Origin of the sequence: Polaribacter sp. NJDZ03, from assembly GCF_019263805.1 — a bacterium.
Taxonomy (GTDB): Bacteria; Bacteroidota; Bacteroidia; order Flavobacteriales; family Flavobacteriaceae; genus Polaribacter.
On the sequence record NZ_CP079195.1, the window covers coordinates 1,835,656 to 1,850,544 of the forward strand.

14 protein-coding genes and 1 riboswitch are annotated in these 14,889 nt (G+C 32.4%); all 14 genes read right to left on the reverse strand.

Annotation, left to right across the window (positions count from 1 at the left end):
• Nucleotides 1-55 precede the first annotated feature (55 nt).
• The 14 genes from trxA to KV700_RS07970 all read right to left on the reverse strand — a co-directional run bounded on the left by trxA (nt 56) and on the right by KV700_RS07970 (nt 14,788).
• A complete protein-coding gene (gene trxA, locus KV700_RS07905; protein ID WP_166386967.1) occupies nt 56-373 on the reverse strand; it encodes a thioredoxin in 318 nt (105 codons plus the stop codon).
• A gap of 276 nt (nt 374-649) precedes the next feature.
• Entirely contained in the window at nt 650-1,606 is a 957-nt protein-coding gene (gene metF, locus KV700_RS07910; RefSeq protein WP_166386965.1) for a methylenetetrahydrofolate reductase [NAD(P)H], read from the reverse strand.
• Between the two features lie 434 nt (nt 1,607-2,040).
• Nucleotides 2,041-2,283: a hypothetical protein gene (locus KV700_RS07915; protein WP_218599718.1), complete on the reverse strand. Its 243-nt coding sequence runs from the start codon at nt 2,281-2,283 to the stop codon at nt 2,041-2,043.
• Between the two features lie 156 nt (nt 2,284-2,439).
• Nucleotides 2,440-5,115 (reverse strand): methionine synthase, encoded by a 2,676-nt coding sequence (gene metH / locus KV700_RS07920; protein WP_166386961.1) that lies wholly within the window; start codon nt 5,113-5,115, stop codon nt 2,440-2,442.
• Complete coding sequence (locus KV700_RS07925; RefSeq protein ID WP_166386959.1) at nt 5,115-5,396, reverse strand: antibiotic biosynthesis monooxygenase; 282 nt, start codon at nt 5,394-5,396, stop codon at nt 5,115-5,117. The genes metH and KV700_RS07925 overlap by 1 nt, the downstream gene beginning before the upstream one ends.
• A gap of 104 nt (nt 5,397-5,500) precedes the next feature.
• A complete protein-coding gene (locus KV700_RS07930; RefSeq protein ID WP_218599719.1) occupies nt 5,501-6,523 on the reverse strand; it encodes a homocysteine S-methyltransferase family protein in 1,023 nt (340 codons plus the stop codon).
• A gap of 51 nt (nt 6,524-6,574) precedes the next feature.
• Nucleotides 6,575-6,700, reverse strand: a riboswitch (SAM riboswitch).
• 61 nt (nt 6,701-6,761) lie between these two features.
• Nucleotides 6,762-7,649 (reverse strand): cysteine synthase CysM, encoded by an 888-nt coding sequence (gene cysM / locus KV700_RS07935; protein WP_166386955.1) that lies wholly within the window; start codon nt 7,647-7,649, stop codon nt 6,762-6,764.
• 1 nt (nt 7,650) lies between these two features.
• Entirely contained in the window at nt 7,651-8,409 is a 759-nt protein-coding gene (gene epsC, locus KV700_RS07940; RefSeq protein ID WP_166386953.1) for a serine O-acetyltransferase EpsC, read from the reverse strand.
• 9 nt (nt 8,410-8,418) lie between these two features.
• Nucleotides 8,419-8,751, reverse strand: coding sequence for a 2Fe-2S iron-sulfur cluster-binding protein (locus tag KV700_RS07945; RefSeq protein ID WP_166386951.1), 333 nt, complete (start codon nt 8,749-8,751; stop codon nt 8,419-8,421).
• Nucleotides 8,752-8,915: 164 nt separating this feature from the next.
• Nucleotides 8,916-9,971 (reverse strand): NAD(P)/FAD-dependent oxidoreductase, encoded by a 1,056-nt coding sequence (locus KV700_RS07950; protein ID WP_166386949.1) that lies wholly within the window; start codon nt 9,969-9,971, stop codon nt 8,916-8,918.
• A gap of 1 nt (nt 9,972) precedes the next feature.
• Complete coding sequence (locus KV700_RS07955) at nt 9,973-10,557, reverse strand: bifunctional precorrin-2 dehydrogenase/sirohydrochlorin ferrochelatase (RefSeq protein WP_218599720.1); 585 nt, start codon at nt 10,555-10,557, stop codon at nt 9,973-9,975.
• 4 nt (nt 10,558-10,561) lie between these two features.
• The gene (gene cobA, locus KV700_RS07960; protein ID WP_218599721.1) at nt 10,562-11,332 is read right to left on the reverse strand and encodes a uroporphyrinogen-III C-methyltransferase; all 771 of its coding nucleotides are present in this window, start codon (nt 11,330-11,332) and stop codon (nt 10,562-10,564) included.
• A gap of 16 nt (nt 11,333-11,348) precedes the next feature.
• Nucleotides 11,349-13,442: a HEPN domain-containing protein gene (locus tag KV700_RS07965; protein WP_218599722.1), complete on the reverse strand. Its 2,094-nt coding sequence runs from the start codon at nt 13,440-13,442 to the stop codon at nt 11,349-11,351.
• A gap of 98 nt (nt 13,443-13,540) precedes the next feature.
• On the reverse strand, nt 13,541-14,788 hold the full coding sequence (locus KV700_RS07970; protein ID WP_218599723.1) for a sulfate adenylyltransferase subunit 1: 1,248 nt from the start codon (nt 14,786-14,788) through the stop codon (nt 13,541-13,543).
• Nucleotides 14,789-14,889 lie beyond the last annotated feature (101 nt).

Genomic DNA, 14,889 nt, shown 5'->3' on the forward strand with positions numbered 1-14,889 from the left:
AAAAAAGGTTTGACGTTAGCCAAACCTTTTTAATATTATAAAAAATGAATACTACTTATATAGCAGCATCAATTTTACCTGTATACACATTTTTAGGTGCAACACCTACTTGCTTGTCTACCACTTCTCCGTTTTTAAAGATTAAAACAGTTGGTATGTTACGCACTCCGTATTTTGCTGCAAATTCTTGATTAGCATCAACATCTACTTTACCTACAATGGCTTTTCCTTCATACTCAGTATAAATTTCATCAACAATTGGCCCTACCATTCTACATGGTCCACACCAAGCTGCCCAAAAATCTACTAATACTGGTTTGTCAGATTTTAATACTAATTCGTCAAAGTTTGCGTCTGTAATTTCTAATGCCATTTTTATATTTTTAAATTATTATTTTAGTTTCGAACTACAAAAGTAATCATTTTATTTACTTCGTAGTTTTCTAAAAAATTACTTTTTCTTATTTGTCTATCAATACTAGTTATCCTTACAATAAAAAAATAGCCATAAACTTCAGATAAATTCAGTATACCTATTTTTAATAGCAGCTATATTTTTTGCTTTAAAAAACAACTCCCACATTAAACTTCACCAAATTAAAAATAAGAATTCCTATTTTTTTTTTAATGCTTCCCCGTAAATTATTGCCTAAAATAACTTTGATGCAATTGCATGTATATTATCACTTTTACCCATAGAATAATAATGTAAAAACGGCACACCTGCTTCTTTTAACTCTTTAGATTGCTGAATAGCAAACTCAATACCTACTTGTCTTACAGCCTTATTATCTTTACAACCCTCTACAGCATCTATTAAATCTTCTGGTAAATCTATTTTAAAAACTTGAGGCAATATTTGTAAATGTCTTTTTACTGCAAGCGGCTTAATTCCTGGAATAATTGGTATTGTAATACCTATTTCTCTTGCTTTTTTAACAAACTCGAAATATTTATTATTATCAAAAAACATTTGCGTTACCACATAATCTGCACCCGCATCTACCTTTTGTTTTAAACGTTTTAAATCTGTGTTTAAAGACGGAGATTCCATATGTTTTTCTGGATATCCTGCAACACCTACACAAAAATCATAATTATGCTCTACTATAATATCGTCATGTAAATATTTTCCTTTATTTAAATCAGATATTTGTTGTACCAAATCGCTTGCAAAGGCATTACCTCCTTCGGTTGCCTTAAAATAAGACTCATCTTTTCTAGCATCTCCTCTTAAAGCAACCACATTATCCAACCCTAAATAATGACAATCTACCAAAACATATTCTGTTTCTTCTTTGGTGAAACCTCCACACAATAAATGCGGAATTGCATCTACCTTATATTTATGCATAATAGACGCACAAATACCTACCGTCCCTGGGCGCATTCTAGTAATTCTCTTATCTAAAAGTCCGTTTCCTTTGTCTACATAAACATATTCTTCTCTAGAAGTTGTTACATCTATAAAAGGTGGATTAAATTCCATTAAAGGATCTATATTGTTATATAAATCTTGAATATTTTTTCCTTTTTGTGGCGGAATTACCTCAAAAGAAAATAATGTTTTTCCGTTTGCTTTTTTAATGTGATCTGTAACTTTCATTAGCCTCCCTTAATCCCTCCGAAGGAGGAAAACTGTTGCGGGTTATTTTGTATTAATATTTATTTTATCTTTTTGGGCGTTACCACAAGGGTGGCGCTTGTAATTTATCTTGAGCTGAGCCGAAAGACTATATCTTTTTGCCGAAAAAACAAAAAGGATAGAGCCTGTCTTGAGCGTAGTCGAAAGGTTTTAATCGCTAATGCAAAACTTACTCTTGCGTTAAAATAGAACTGTTAATAATCCTTTTTCCTGAATATTTTCTACCTTTTAACGTTTGGCTAAAGCCAATATTCCTTTCATTAATTATAACACAGGTTAAAGCCTGCGTCAATTCAACAACAAAAAACAACTCCTTGCTTTATCTAAATTTATTTTTACCAACACTCTTTCTAACCTATTAGATTCCATCTGAGTGCTCCTTCCCTTCGGGAAAGTTAGGATGGGCTCTTTAGCAGCTTTTTTACAGCTTCGAAATCTTCTTTGTATTCCCAATAAATCCATCTTCCGTCTACATAATCAGTCAGAATATATTTTTCGCTTAAAGATTTAATTCTAGAAACTGCAATTAACTTCTTTCCAAACTTCTCTGCAGCAATTGGAGTCATTTTCTCCTTATTGTTTTTATCAAAACCATGAGAAATAACATAACTTCCTAAATGTAATTCTATAAATTCCATATATACTCATTTTGTAAGATTAATCCTGGAAGGGTTTAAAACCTTTTTCTTACCTATTATAAAACTCTTCTTTTAGACCCTTCAGGTTTTAAAAACCTGAAGGGTCTCACAATAGTATAATCCTTTCCTTCCTTTTGTAAAAGTTCAGGTGAACTTTTATTCTTCAGCAAGTGTTGGATGCAACCATTTTCTAGCTTTCTCCTTTGTAATTCCTTTTCTTGTTGAATAATCTGTTACTTGATCATCGGTAATTTTACCCAGACCAAAATACTTAGATTCTTTGTTTGCAAAATAATAACCAGATACTGCTGCAGCTGGCCACATTGCCATACTTTCTGTTAAAGTAACACCTATATTTTCTTCCACTTTAAGCAATTCCCAAATGGTTTCTTTTTCTAAATGATCTGGACATGCAGGATATCCTGGTGCAGGACGTATCCCTTTGTAACTTTCTTTTATTAGATCATCGTTTGTTAAACCTTCATCTGTATCAGAACCCCAATGTCTAGTTCTAACTTGTTTATGCAAGTATTCTGCCATTGCTTCTGCAAAACGGTCTGCAATTGCTTGTGCCATAATTGCATTGTAATCGTCTTCTTTTGCCTTATAACTTTCTGCTAATTCTTGTGCTCCAAAAATACCTACACAAAATGATCCTATATAATCTGTTCTACCAGTTTCTTTTGGTGCAATAAAATCTGATAACGCATGATTCGGAATTCCTTCTCTCTTTTTTAATTGCTGACGTAAAGTTCTAAAAATAAATTCTTCTCCTCCTTTTTTCTTTACAGCAATATCATCATCATTTATAGTATTTGCCTCAAACAAACCAAAAACAGCTTTTGGTTTTAACAATTGTTTCGCAATAATTTCTTTAATCATTGCCTGAGCTTCATCATACATAATAGTAGCTTGCTCACCAACAACCTCATCCTTTAAAATAGCTGGAAACTTACCATGTAAATCCCAACTTCTAAAAAACGGACTCCAATCTATAAAAGGTAATAATTCTTTTAAACTTAATTGTTCTAAAGTCTGAATACCTAATTCATTAGGTTTTACAATCTCAGACGTTTTCCAATCTATTTTATATTTACGCTTACGTGCTTCCTTTAATGAAATGTATGATTTTTCTTTCCCTCGTTTTAAAAACTTGGTTCTAAATTCATCATAATCTTTTTTCATTTTGGCAACGTACTCATGTGATGTTTTCTTATTTAATAAATCACCTACAACAGTTACTGCTCTAGAAGCATCATTTACATGCACAACCGCATTTTTATATTGTGTATCAATCTTAACAGCAGTATGCGCTTTAGAGGTTGTTGCACCACCAATTAACAATGGCAATACAAAATTCTGACGTTGCATTTCTTTTGCCAAATACACCATTTCATCTAACGACGGTGTAATTAAACCAGACAAACCAATAGCATCTACACGCTCGCTAATAGCCATTTCAATAATTTTTTCTGGCGGAACCATTACGCCTAAGTCTACAATTTCGTAATTATTACATGCTAAAACAACACTCACAATATTTTTACCAATATCATGCACGTCCCCTTTTACAGTTGCCATTAATATTTTACCAACAGGCTCTTGCTTGTCTCCTTTTTCGGCTTCAATAAAGGGATTTAAGTAACCAACTGCTTTTTTCATTACACGAGCAGATTTTACTACTTGCGGTAAAAACATTTTTCCTGCTCCAAATAAATCTCCAACCACATTCATACCAATCATTAAATGACCTTCAATCACTTCAATTGGTGAGGTTGCTTCTTGTCTTGCTGTTTCTATATCTTCAATAATAAAAGCATCTATTCCTTTTACCAAAGCATGTGTAATTCTATCTTGTAAAGGGTTTTCTCTCCAAGATAAATCTACCGTTTTTTCTACTTTAGAACCTTTTACAGTATCAGCAAAATCTAATAAACGTTCCGTTGCATCTTCTCTTCTATCTAGAATCACATCTTCTACGCGCTCTAATAAATCTTTCGGAATATTGTCATATACTTCTAAAAGTGCAGGGTTTACAATTCCCATATTCATACCTGCCTGAATAGCATAATATAAAAATACAGAATGCATCGCTTCTCTAACTCCGTCATTTCCCCTAAAAGAAAACGACACATTACTTACACCTCCACTAACACTTGCGTTGGTTAAGTTTTCTCTTACCCAACGTGTAGCTTCAATAAAATCGATGGCATTTCTTCTGTGCTCATCCATTCCTGTAGCAACAGGAAATATATTTAAATCGAAAATAATATCTTCACTAGGAAAACCAACTTCATCTACTAAAATATCATACGACTTTTTAGCAATTTCAATTCTACGATCATAGTTATCTGCCTGTCCTTCGGCATCAAAAGCCATGACAATTACGGCAGCTCCATATCGTTTTATTTGTTTTGCTTCCCAAATAAATTTTTCTTTTCCTTCTTTAAGTGAAATTGAATTTACAACGCATTTTCCTTGCACAACTTGTAAACCAGCTTCTATGATTTCCCACTTAGAGCTATCAATCATAATTGGCACTCTACAAATATCTGGTTCTGCAGCAATTAAATTTAAGAAACGAACCATGGCTTGTTTCCCGTCAATTAAACCGTCATCAAAATTAATATCTATAATTTGTGCTCCTCCATCTACTTGGTGTCTAGCAATATCTAAAGCTTCATCAAATTGCTCGTTTTTTATCAATCTTAAAAACTTACGAGAACCCGCAACATTTGTACGTTCTCCAACATTTATAAAATTGCTGTTTTCGTTTAGAATTAAAGGTTCTAAACCAGACAATCTCATATATTTAGTTTGTTTTATTTTCATTATTTATAATGTTCTACTGTTGGAAAAGGTTCATAAAAATGATGTAATAATTCTTTCCATTGTTGATATTCATCAGACTTTCTAAATCCAATTTCATGGTCTTCTAGAGTTTCCCAATTCACTAATAAGATATATTTATCTTCTTCTTCAATACATTTCTTTAATTGATGAGAGTTATATCCTTTCATAGAAGAAATAATCTTTTCTGCCTTCTTAAAATGATTTTCAAAAGCATCTGAAAGACCTTTTTTAATATTTAATGTAGCAACTTCTAGTATCATTATTCCTTCTAACTTATAACGAAATTTCTGACTCTACAGAAATAATCGATTTTTTTATTATGATAATACTTTACTGGTTTTAAAAGCTTGTAAAGTCTATTAATTTATACAGTTTTTTCTATTCTACTTGGAATAACTACAAAATTTCTTGGCTTATATTTTCCCGAAATCCTTGCTATCTCTTTAATATGCTCAGGTGATGTTCCACAACATCCACCGATAATATTGATTAAATCTTTCTTTAAATATTCTTCTATCTGCTCGCCCATTTCTTCTGCAGTTTCGTCGTACTCACCAAAAGCATTTGGCAATCCAGCATTTGGATGTGCAGAAATAGCAAAGTCCGTTTTGTTTGCAATAGCCTGTAAATGAGGTTGTAATAAATTAGCTCCTAAGGCACAATTAAATCCTACAGATAATAAAGGAATGTGAGATACAGAAATTAAAAAAGCTTCTGCAGTTTGCCCAGATAAAGTTCTACCTGAAGCATCCGTAATGGTACCACTTAACATAATTGGAACATCAATACTACGCTCGTCTTTTACTTCTTCAATAGCAAATAATGCTGCTTTGGCATTTAGAGTATCAAACACCGTTTCTACTAACAATAAGTCCGCACCACCATCTAATAAAGCTTCTACTTGTTGTTTATAGGCAATTCTTAATTCATCAAAAGTAACTGCTCTATAACCCGGATCATTTACATCTGGAGACATACTTGCAGTTCTGTTTGTTGGGCCAATAGAACCTGCTACAAAACGAGGTTTGTGTGGTTCTTTTGCTGTAAACTCATTTGCAACTTCTTTAGCAATTTTTGCAGATTGATAATTTAGTTCGTACACTAAATTTTCCATCTGATAATCTGCCATTGCAATAGTAGTTCCAGAAAAAGTATTGGTTTCTATAATATCTGCACCAGCTTCAAAATATTTACCATGAATGGTTTTTATTGCTTCTGGTTGCGTTATTGACAACAAGTCATTATTACCTTGTAAAGGTGATGGATAGTCTTTAAAACGTTCTCCCCTAAAATCTTCTTCCGTGAATTTATAGGCTTGTAGCATAGTACCCATAGCACCATCTAAAACCAAAATTCTTTCTTGTAAAGCTTTGTATATATTTGACATTCCTGAAAATTAATTTTTGTGTTATCAGGAAAAGAAGAATTGATACTTTTTCCGTTATCTCTCTGAAAGGTTCTGAACCTAGTTCAGAAAGAATCAGTAGAAATTAGCACCTTCTTTAAAGATAAAGGGTTGCCAAGGCTTCCTCGGGTCTAATCCCTCAACCTTTCTTGATAACAATATTTAATAAATGAACTAAATTACGTTACAAAGTAACGAACTTTTTTCTTGTTTTAATAATTTATTCGTAGATATCTGATGATAAGTAACGATCTCCTCTATCACAAATAATAGCAACAATAACACCTTTATCTATTGATTTTGCTACTTTTAACGCGGTAGCAACAGATCCTCCACTACTCATTCCTGCAAAAATGCCTTCTTCTTTTGCCAAACGAACCGTCATTTCTTTTGCTTCTTCTTCACTTACTTCAAATATTTGATCTATTTTTTTAGGTTTAAAAATAGCGGGCATATATTCTTCAGACCATTTTCTAATTCCAGGTATTTTAGCTCCTTCTGTTGGCTGCGCTCCAATAATGGTAATATTTTCGTTTTGTGATTTTAAATAATCAGAAACGCCAGTAATGGTACCTGTAGTTCCCATGGCAGAAACAAAATGAGTAACTTCTCCTTCTGTATCTCTCCAAATTTCTGGTCCTGTTGTATTAAAATGTGCTTTCGGATTGTCAAAATTATCAAACTGATTTAAACGAAAGTATCCTTTTTTATATTTTAACTTTAAAGCATAATCAATTGCTCCTTCAATACCTTTATCTGCAGGAGTTAAAATTACTTTTGCTCCGTATGCGCGCATTGTTTTAACACGTTCTATGGTAGAGTTTTCTGGCATTGTAAGCACCATATTTACACCTAAAACTTTTGCCATTAAAGCCAATGCAATACCCGTGTTTCCACTTGTTGCTTCTACTAAAGTATCACCTTTCTTTATGTTTTTTCTTTTAATTGCTTCAGAAATCATATAGTAGGCTGCTCTATCTTTTACACTTCCTCCTGGATTATTTCCTTCTAGTTTTAATAATAAAGTAACACCTTCTTTCTTTAAGATATTTTGCACTTCTACAAGTGGTGTATTTCCAACAAAATCTATGATACTCTTGGTTTTCATTCTAATTTCTTTTTTGAAAAATATTATTTTCTGATTGTACTGTTACCACCGAATTTTCTGGAACGGATTCCATAATACAAACATTGGCTCCAATTACAGAGTTTTTTCCTATTACAACATCTCCTCCTAAAATAGTAGCGTTTGCATAAATAACAACACCACTCTCTATAGTGGGATGCCTTTTTGTTGATGCTAAACTTTTCTTTACCTGAATTCCTCCTAAAGTTACTCCCTGAAAAATCTGTACATTATCTTTTATAATAGCAGATTCTCCTATTACAGTTCCTGTTCCGTGATCTATATGAAAAGAAGCTCCTATTTGTGCTCCTGGATGAATCTCTGTACCAGTTTTGCTGTGTGCAAACTCACTCATTATTCTTGGAAAAACAGGGATTCCTAAATTTAATAATTGGTGACTTAAGCGATACACTGCAATGGCATAAAACCCTGGATATGCTAAATAAATTTCTTCTAAACTTTTAGCAGCAGGATCATTTTTTTCTGCAGCAGCAGCATCTAAATCTAATTTTTGACGAATAGTAACAAAAGAATTTTCAAAATCATTCCACAAATTCTCTCCGTTTTCAACGGATAATCTTTCTAGAATTTTTAAAAATTTTAATCTTGTTTCTTGGCCACTTTCAGACAAATGGAGTTCATCAAACAAGTTATTAATTAACTGTTTAGTAAAAACTTCTACCGCATCTCTTAAACACATGCTGTAGTTTTTAAACGTAACTATTTGTGCTGTTTCTTTCATTATAGCCTTTTACATTTCTGGTGCTAAAGTAACCTCTAACCCTTCCATTGCTGGGGTCATTTGTATCTGACAGCCCAATCTACTATTGTCTTCTACATTAAATGCTTCTGCTAACATAGCATCTTCATCATCTGACATTTCTGGTAATTCGGTATCTGAATTTACATAACACTGACAAGAAGCACACATGGCCATACCGCCACAAATACCTATGGTACCTTCTTCTGCTAATTCGTAAGAACGAACAACCTCCATAAGGTTCATTGCCATGTCTGTAGGTGCTACAATTTCATGCATTACACCATTTCTATCAGTTATTTTTATATTTATATCTACGCTCATTTTACATTTTTTACCAAAGTCAAAAGTAATAAATTTGTTTGGTTAGACCTCAAAGGTTTTAAAAACCTTTAAGGTCTTTCTTATTCTCTTTATTAATTGTCTACTAAATTAAGTAAACCTAACAATTTTATACTTATAAGGTTTTTTAAAACTTGTAGTAAAAATTACTCAATCGCTTTTACAACAGCTTTCGGTGCATCTTTTCTTGTTCCATCAAACCCTTCTACACCACCAACTGTAGTATATTTCATAACGTATTTCTTATCTGGAAAAATTCTTTGATAAGCACTCTGACACATTAAAGTTGCTTCGTGAAAACCACAAAGAATTAACTTTAATTTACCAGGATATGTGTTTACATCTCCAATAGCATAGATTCCAGGAATATTTGTTTGATAATCTAACGCATTATTTACTTTAATTGCATTTTTCTCTATCTCTAATCCCCAGTTTGCAATAGGCCCTAATTTTGGTGATAATCCAAATAACGGAATAAAATGATCTGTATCTACAATAAAAGCATCTTCTCCTTTTTTCTCTACAGCAACTCCCGTTACTTTATCTGTACCGATAATTCCTTTTACTTCCGCAGGAGTTATCATTCTAATTTTACCTAAATTCTTTAATTCTTGTACTTTTTCTACAGAATCTAAAGCACCTCTAAATTCATTTCTTCTGTGAATTAAAGTTACTTCTGATGCTACATCGGATAAGAAAACGGCCCAATCTAAAGCAGAATCTCCACCACCAGAAATTACTACTTTTTTATCTCTATAAAATTCTGGTTCTTTAATAATGTATTCAACACCTTTATCTTCAAAATCTGCGATGTTAGGTATCAATGGTTTTCTTGGCTCAAAAGAACCTAAACCACCAGCAATTGCAACAATTTTAGCATGGTGTTTTGTTCCTTTATTTGTAGTAACAATAAAAGTACCATCATCTTGCTTGTCTATTGTTTCTGCTCTTTCACCTAAGGTAAAACCGGGCTTAAATTGCTTTGTTTGCTCTATTAATTTATGTGTTAAATCTCCAGCTAAAATTTCTGGATATGCAGGAATATCATAAATTGGTTTCTTCGGATAAATCTCAGAACACTGCCCTCCTGGTTGAGGCAACGCATCAATTAAATGACATTTTAATTTTAATAAACCAGCTTCAAAAACTGTAAATAACCCTGTTGGTCCTGCTCCAATAATAAGTATGTCTGTTGTAATCATCTTAAGATTCTTTTTTCTCTATTAATCCTTTGGTGAATTCGTTTAATGTTTCCACTTTTTCTTCGAAATCTCCTTTTATTGTTTTTCTAAACTCGTTTAAATTCTGCACCAAGTCATCTACATTTTCGGGAATTACATCCTCAAAAAACTGACGTAATCTTTTGGCTGTTGTTGGTGATTGACCATTGGTAGAAATGGCTACTTTTACATTTCCTTTCGTTACAATGCCGCCCATATAAAAATCACAAAAAGGAGGATTATCAGCAACATTTACCAATATGCTTCTCTTTCTACAATGTTTATAAACCTTTTCGTTTACTTCTGGAAACTCTGTTGTTGCCACAACAATATGCTTTCCTTTTAAATACCGTTTATTATATTTTTCTTTAATCAGTTTTACGTTTCCCTTCTTTGCTAATGCAGTTGTGCCTTCTCTAAACATAGGAGAGACTATTGTTACATTTGCATCTGGACTCGATTTTAACAAAAAAGTTAATTTTTCTTCTGCCACAAAACCTCCTCCAATTATTAAAACTTGAAGATTTTTTGTTTTTAAAAAAATAGGATATAAATTATTTTTTTCCATAAATCTATCCTTTTAATTCGTTTGCAAATTGTTGTTGAACGTCTGAAATTGTTTCACGATGTTTTACAACTTCACCCAAAACAATAATTGCAGGATTTTTTAAATCATTATCCGCAACAATTTTTTCTATGCTATCTACAGTTCCAATTCCTACTTTTTCTTCAGATGTGGTTCCTCTTTGAATAATTGCAACAGGTAAATTATTTTTACCTTCTGCTTGAAACAATTTTACAATCTGAGGCAACTTACTCATGCCCATTAAAACAACTACAGTTGCGTTAGACTTTGCAGCCAACTCAATATCATTAGAAATTTTATGGTCTTTTGTAGTTCCTGTAATTACCCAAAAACTTTCTGCGCTACCACGTTTTGTTAACGGTATATTTTGATAAGCAGCTACTGCTAAAGAAGAAGAAATACCTGGAACCATTGCTGTTTCTAAACCAAAACTTGCAGCATACTCCATTTCTTCTGCTCCTCTTCCAAAAATAAACGGATCGCCACCTTTTAAACGAACTACATGTCCGCTTGCTTTTGCACGTGTAACAATCAACTCATTAATTTGCTCTTGCTGATATTTATAACACCCTCTACGTTTTCCAACAAAAATTTGTTCAGCTTCTGGGTTTATATATGCTAACAATTCTTCATTCACCAAAGCATCATATAAAACTACATCGGCCATTTTTAAAACCTTAATGGCTTTTACTGTAATTAAATCTATATCGCCAGGGCCTGCACCTACTACAGTTAACTTTGGTGTTTTAAAACTCATTTTATTCTTTTATAACTTACTCTGCAATTGCAGTTTCAGCATTTCTATAAGCTCTTACTTTCTGTAAAAACGTATTTGCATCGCTAATATACTTCTTTGCAAATTCTTCTGTTGGAGCAAACTTATTAATTTGATAAATTAAATCTGCAAAAGAACCTCCTAAATCTATTTTTTCTGATGAAATAAATTCAGTGTCAAATTGAGAAATAATACTTGCATGCGTATTTGTTTTCTTATCTGCGGCTAACAAAGATGCTTTTGCTGAATTTACAATAGACTGATATGCATAATAAATTGCACCAGAATACACTCCGTTTTCAAAAGCTTCGTTTGCATTTTCAATTTTCTCATCACTTTCTAAAAATAAAGTAGCAATTAAATCGATTACAACACCTGCACATTCTCCAATACCAATTTCTTTTAGATATTTCTCTTCTTCTCCCCAATCGATAAAATCTTCTTGAGTTAAATTAGTAACATCTTGCAAATCGTTTAATAAATCATAAAAATAACGTTCTCCTGTCACTTTATAATAGTCTACAAAAGATTTTCCCTTAGCATTTGCTTCAAAATCATTAAAAATTCTACGCAATGCTTCTGGTCCTCTTTTACTTGGTACTTTTACTACTTTATCTGCAAATAATGCATTTCCGTTTCCTAAATTTCCTCCACCTAATAAAACTTGTAACGCTGGCGCCACTAATTTATCTGGTGTTCTAACAGTCATTCCTTGAAAACCAATGTTTGCCATATTGTGTTGTCCACAAGCATTCATACAACCACTAATCTTAATTACAAGGTCTTCATTTTTTAAATACTGAGGATATTCTGCTTTTATAACGCGCTCTAATTCGTCTGCAATACCTGTACTACTTGCAATACCTAAGTTACATGTATCTGTACCTGGACAAGCTGTAATATCTACCGCTTTATTATAACCTGCTGCTACAAAACCTAATTTCTCTAATTCTTGATAGAAATAAGGAACTAAATCTTCTTTTACAAAAGGAATAACAATATTTTGACGCAAGGTTAAACGAACTTCACCTGCTGCATATGCATCAACTAAATCTGCTAATAAACGAGCTTTATCTGTATAAAAATCTCCTAATAAAACTTTAATTCCGATTGCAACATAACCTGCTTGCTTTTGAGGAATTAAGTTGGTAGATTTCCATAACTCAAATGCTGCTTGGTCTTTTATAACTGCTTCTGGTGCTTCAACAGAAACTGGAGTTGACGCAACATAACCATCTGCATCAATAGCAACTGATTTTAATTCGATAGCCTTTTGTTCTTGTGCTACTAATTCTTTAAAAGCTTCTAAACCGATGTCTTTTAATAAGAATTTCATTCTTGCTTTGGCTCTACTTTTACGTTCACCATAACGATCAAAAACTCTTAAAACACCTTCCATTACTGGAATAATTTTATCTGATGGTAAAAACTCATATAAAGTTTCTGCATGTCTTGGCTGAGAACCTAATCCTCCTGCAACCATCACTTTAAAACCTCTTACTCCGTTTTCAATTTTAGCAATAAATCCTAAATCATGTAAATAAGATAATCCCGTATCTGCATCTGTAGAAGAAAAAGAAACCTTGAATTTACGTCCCATTTCTTGACAAATAGGGTTACGTAAAAAGAATTTATACAAAGCATCTGCATACGGAGAAACATCAAAAGGCTCATCAACATCAATACCTGCTGTTTCTGAAGCAGTTACATTTCTTACCACATTACCACAAGCTTCACGCAACGTAACATCATCTTTTTCTAATTCTGCCCATAATTCTGGCGTTCTTTGTAAATCTACATAGTGAATTTGAATATCTTGACGCGTTGTAATATGCAACCTACCTCTAGAATACTCATCTGAAACCTCAGAAATTCTTCGTAATTGATTACTCATTACTTTACCATAAGGCAATTTAATACGAATCATTTGCACGCCTTCTTGACGCTGACCGTAAACCCCTCTAGCTAAACGTAAACTTCTAAATTTTTCTTCGTCTATTTGTAGGTTATTGAATTTTGCAATTTTATCTGCTAAATCAATAATATCTTTTTCTACAACTTGGTTTTCTATTTCTGTTCTAAAACTCTGCATTTTTTCTAGTATTTAGTAGTTAGTATTAAGTATCAAGTAACTCTTAATACCCTTAATTTCTACTTTAGTTTTACTTTGTACTTAATTCTTGATTCTTTCTACTTGATAAAACCTACTCCTACTGTATTATTTGTTTTTGGGTTGATTAAGATAAACGACCCGTTTGATTTATTATTCTTATAAGAGTCAAAAGCTAATGGTTTACTTAACTTTAACTGAATATCTCCTATTTGATTTAAAACTAATTCTGACGGATTTTCTTCTATCCCAGAAAAATCTGTTTTTATAATACTAGACAATTTTGTGATTTTTGCTTGCGCATCATTTACACCATGCTTAATATAATATTTTTGTGATGCTTGTAAAGGCTCTTTGTCCATCCAACAAATAGTTGCTGTTAATTCTTTAGCAACTGTTGGCTCTTCATTTACTTTTACTAACATATCTCCTCTACTTACATTTACGTTATCTTCTAACGTAATGGTAACAGAACTTCCTCTTTTTGCTTCTTGAAATTCTTTATCGAAGAAATTAATTGTCTTAATTTTAGATTTTGTTTGCGATGGTAACACAGCAACCTCATCTCCAACAGCTAAATCTCCACCATACAATTTACCCGCATATCCTCTAAAATCGTGATATTCTTCTGTTTTAGGTCTAATTACAGTTTGTACAGGAAAACGAACTTGAGAAGCATCATCAATATCTTCTATATCTAATTTTTCTAAGTGATGCATTAAAGTTTCTCCTTTATACCAAGGCGTATTTTCAGATCTATTTACAACATTATCTCCTTGTAAAGCAGACATTGGTATAAACGTTAAATTCTGACCTTTATATTCACTTTTACTTGCTAAATATTCAATCTCTGCTTTAATGGTATTGTATTTTTCTTCAGAAAAATCTACTAAATCCATTTTATTTATAGCAATTACTACATCTTTAATTCTCAATAAATTATTGATAAAAAAGTGTCTGTAAGTTTGCTCTATAACTCCGTTTCTTGCATCAATTAAAACAATAGAAGCTTGTGCTGTTGATGCACCAGTAACCATGTTTCTTGTATATTCAATATGCCCTGGAGTATCTGCAATAATGAAACTTTTTGAAGGTGTAGAAAAATAAATATGTGCAACATCAATAGTAATTCCTTGTTCGCGTTCTGCAACTAAACCATCGGTTGCTAAAGAGAAATCTAAATAGTCAAAACCACGTTGTCTACTTTTTTCTTCTATCGCTTCTAACTTATCGTCTGTCAATGATTTTGTATCGTATAAAATACGACCAATTAAGGTACTCTTACCATCATCTACACTTCCTGCTGTTGCTATTTTTAGTACTTTCATTCTTATGAGCTGTTCGCTATTAGCCTTTGGCTTTTAGCTTAATTTGTATTCATTTTTAATACTTACAAAGCGATTAAATTTTGTAAGGTGTTTGCAAATAG

Excerpts from the sequence above, each read along its gene's own strand:
- trxA (WP_166386967.1), bottom strand. The coding sequence starts at position 373 with ATGGCATTAGAAATTACAGACGCAAACTTTGACGAATTAGTATTAAAA.
- metF (WP_166386965.1), bottom strand. The coding sequence starts at position 1,606 with ATGAAAGTTACAGATCACATTAAAAAAGCAAACGGAAAAACATTATTT.
- KV700_RS07915 (WP_218599718.1), bottom strand. The coding sequence starts at position 2,283 with ATGGAATTTATAGAATTACATTTAGGAAGTTATGTTATTTCTCATGGT.
- metH (WP_166386961.1), bottom strand. The coding sequence starts at position 5,115 with ATGAAAATAAAACAAACTAAATATATGAGATTGTCTGGTTTAGAACCT.
- KV700_RS07925 (WP_166386959.1), bottom strand. The coding sequence starts at position 5,396 with ATGATACTAGAAGTTGCTACATTAAATATTAAAAAAGGTCTTTCAGAT.
- KV700_RS07930 (WP_218599719.1), bottom strand. The coding sequence starts at position 6,523 with ATGTCAAATATATACAAAGCTTTACAAGAAAGAATTTTGGTTTTAGAT.
- cysM (WP_166386955.1), bottom strand. The coding sequence starts at position 7,649 with ATGAAAACCAAGAGTATCATAGATTTTGTTGGAAATACACCACTTGTA.
- epsC (WP_166386953.1), bottom strand. The coding sequence starts at position 8,409 with ATGAAAGAAACAGCACAAATAGTTACGTTTAAAAACTACAGCATGTGT.
- KV700_RS07945 (WP_166386951.1), bottom strand. The coding sequence starts at position 8,751 with ATGAGCGTAGATATAAATATAAAAATAACTGATAGAAATGGTGTAATG.
- KV700_RS07950 (WP_166386949.1), bottom strand. The coding sequence starts at position 9,971 with ATGATTACAACAGACATACTTATTATTGGAGCAGGACCAACAGGGTTA.
- KV700_RS07955 (WP_218599720.1), bottom strand. The coding sequence starts at position 10,557 with ATGGAAAAAAATAATTTATATCCTATTTTTTTAAAAACAAAAAATCTT.
- cobA (WP_218599721.1), bottom strand. The coding sequence starts at position 11,332 with ATGAGTTTTAAAACACCAAAGTTAACTGTAGTAGGTGCAGGCCCTGGC.
- KV700_RS07965 (WP_218599722.1), bottom strand. The coding sequence starts at position 13,442 with ATGCAGAGTTTTAGAACAGAAATAGAAAACCAAGTTGTAGAAAAAGAT.
- KV700_RS07970 (WP_218599723.1), bottom strand. The coding sequence starts at position 14,788 with ATGAAAGTACTAAAAATAGCAACAGCAGGAAGTGTAGATGATGGTAAG.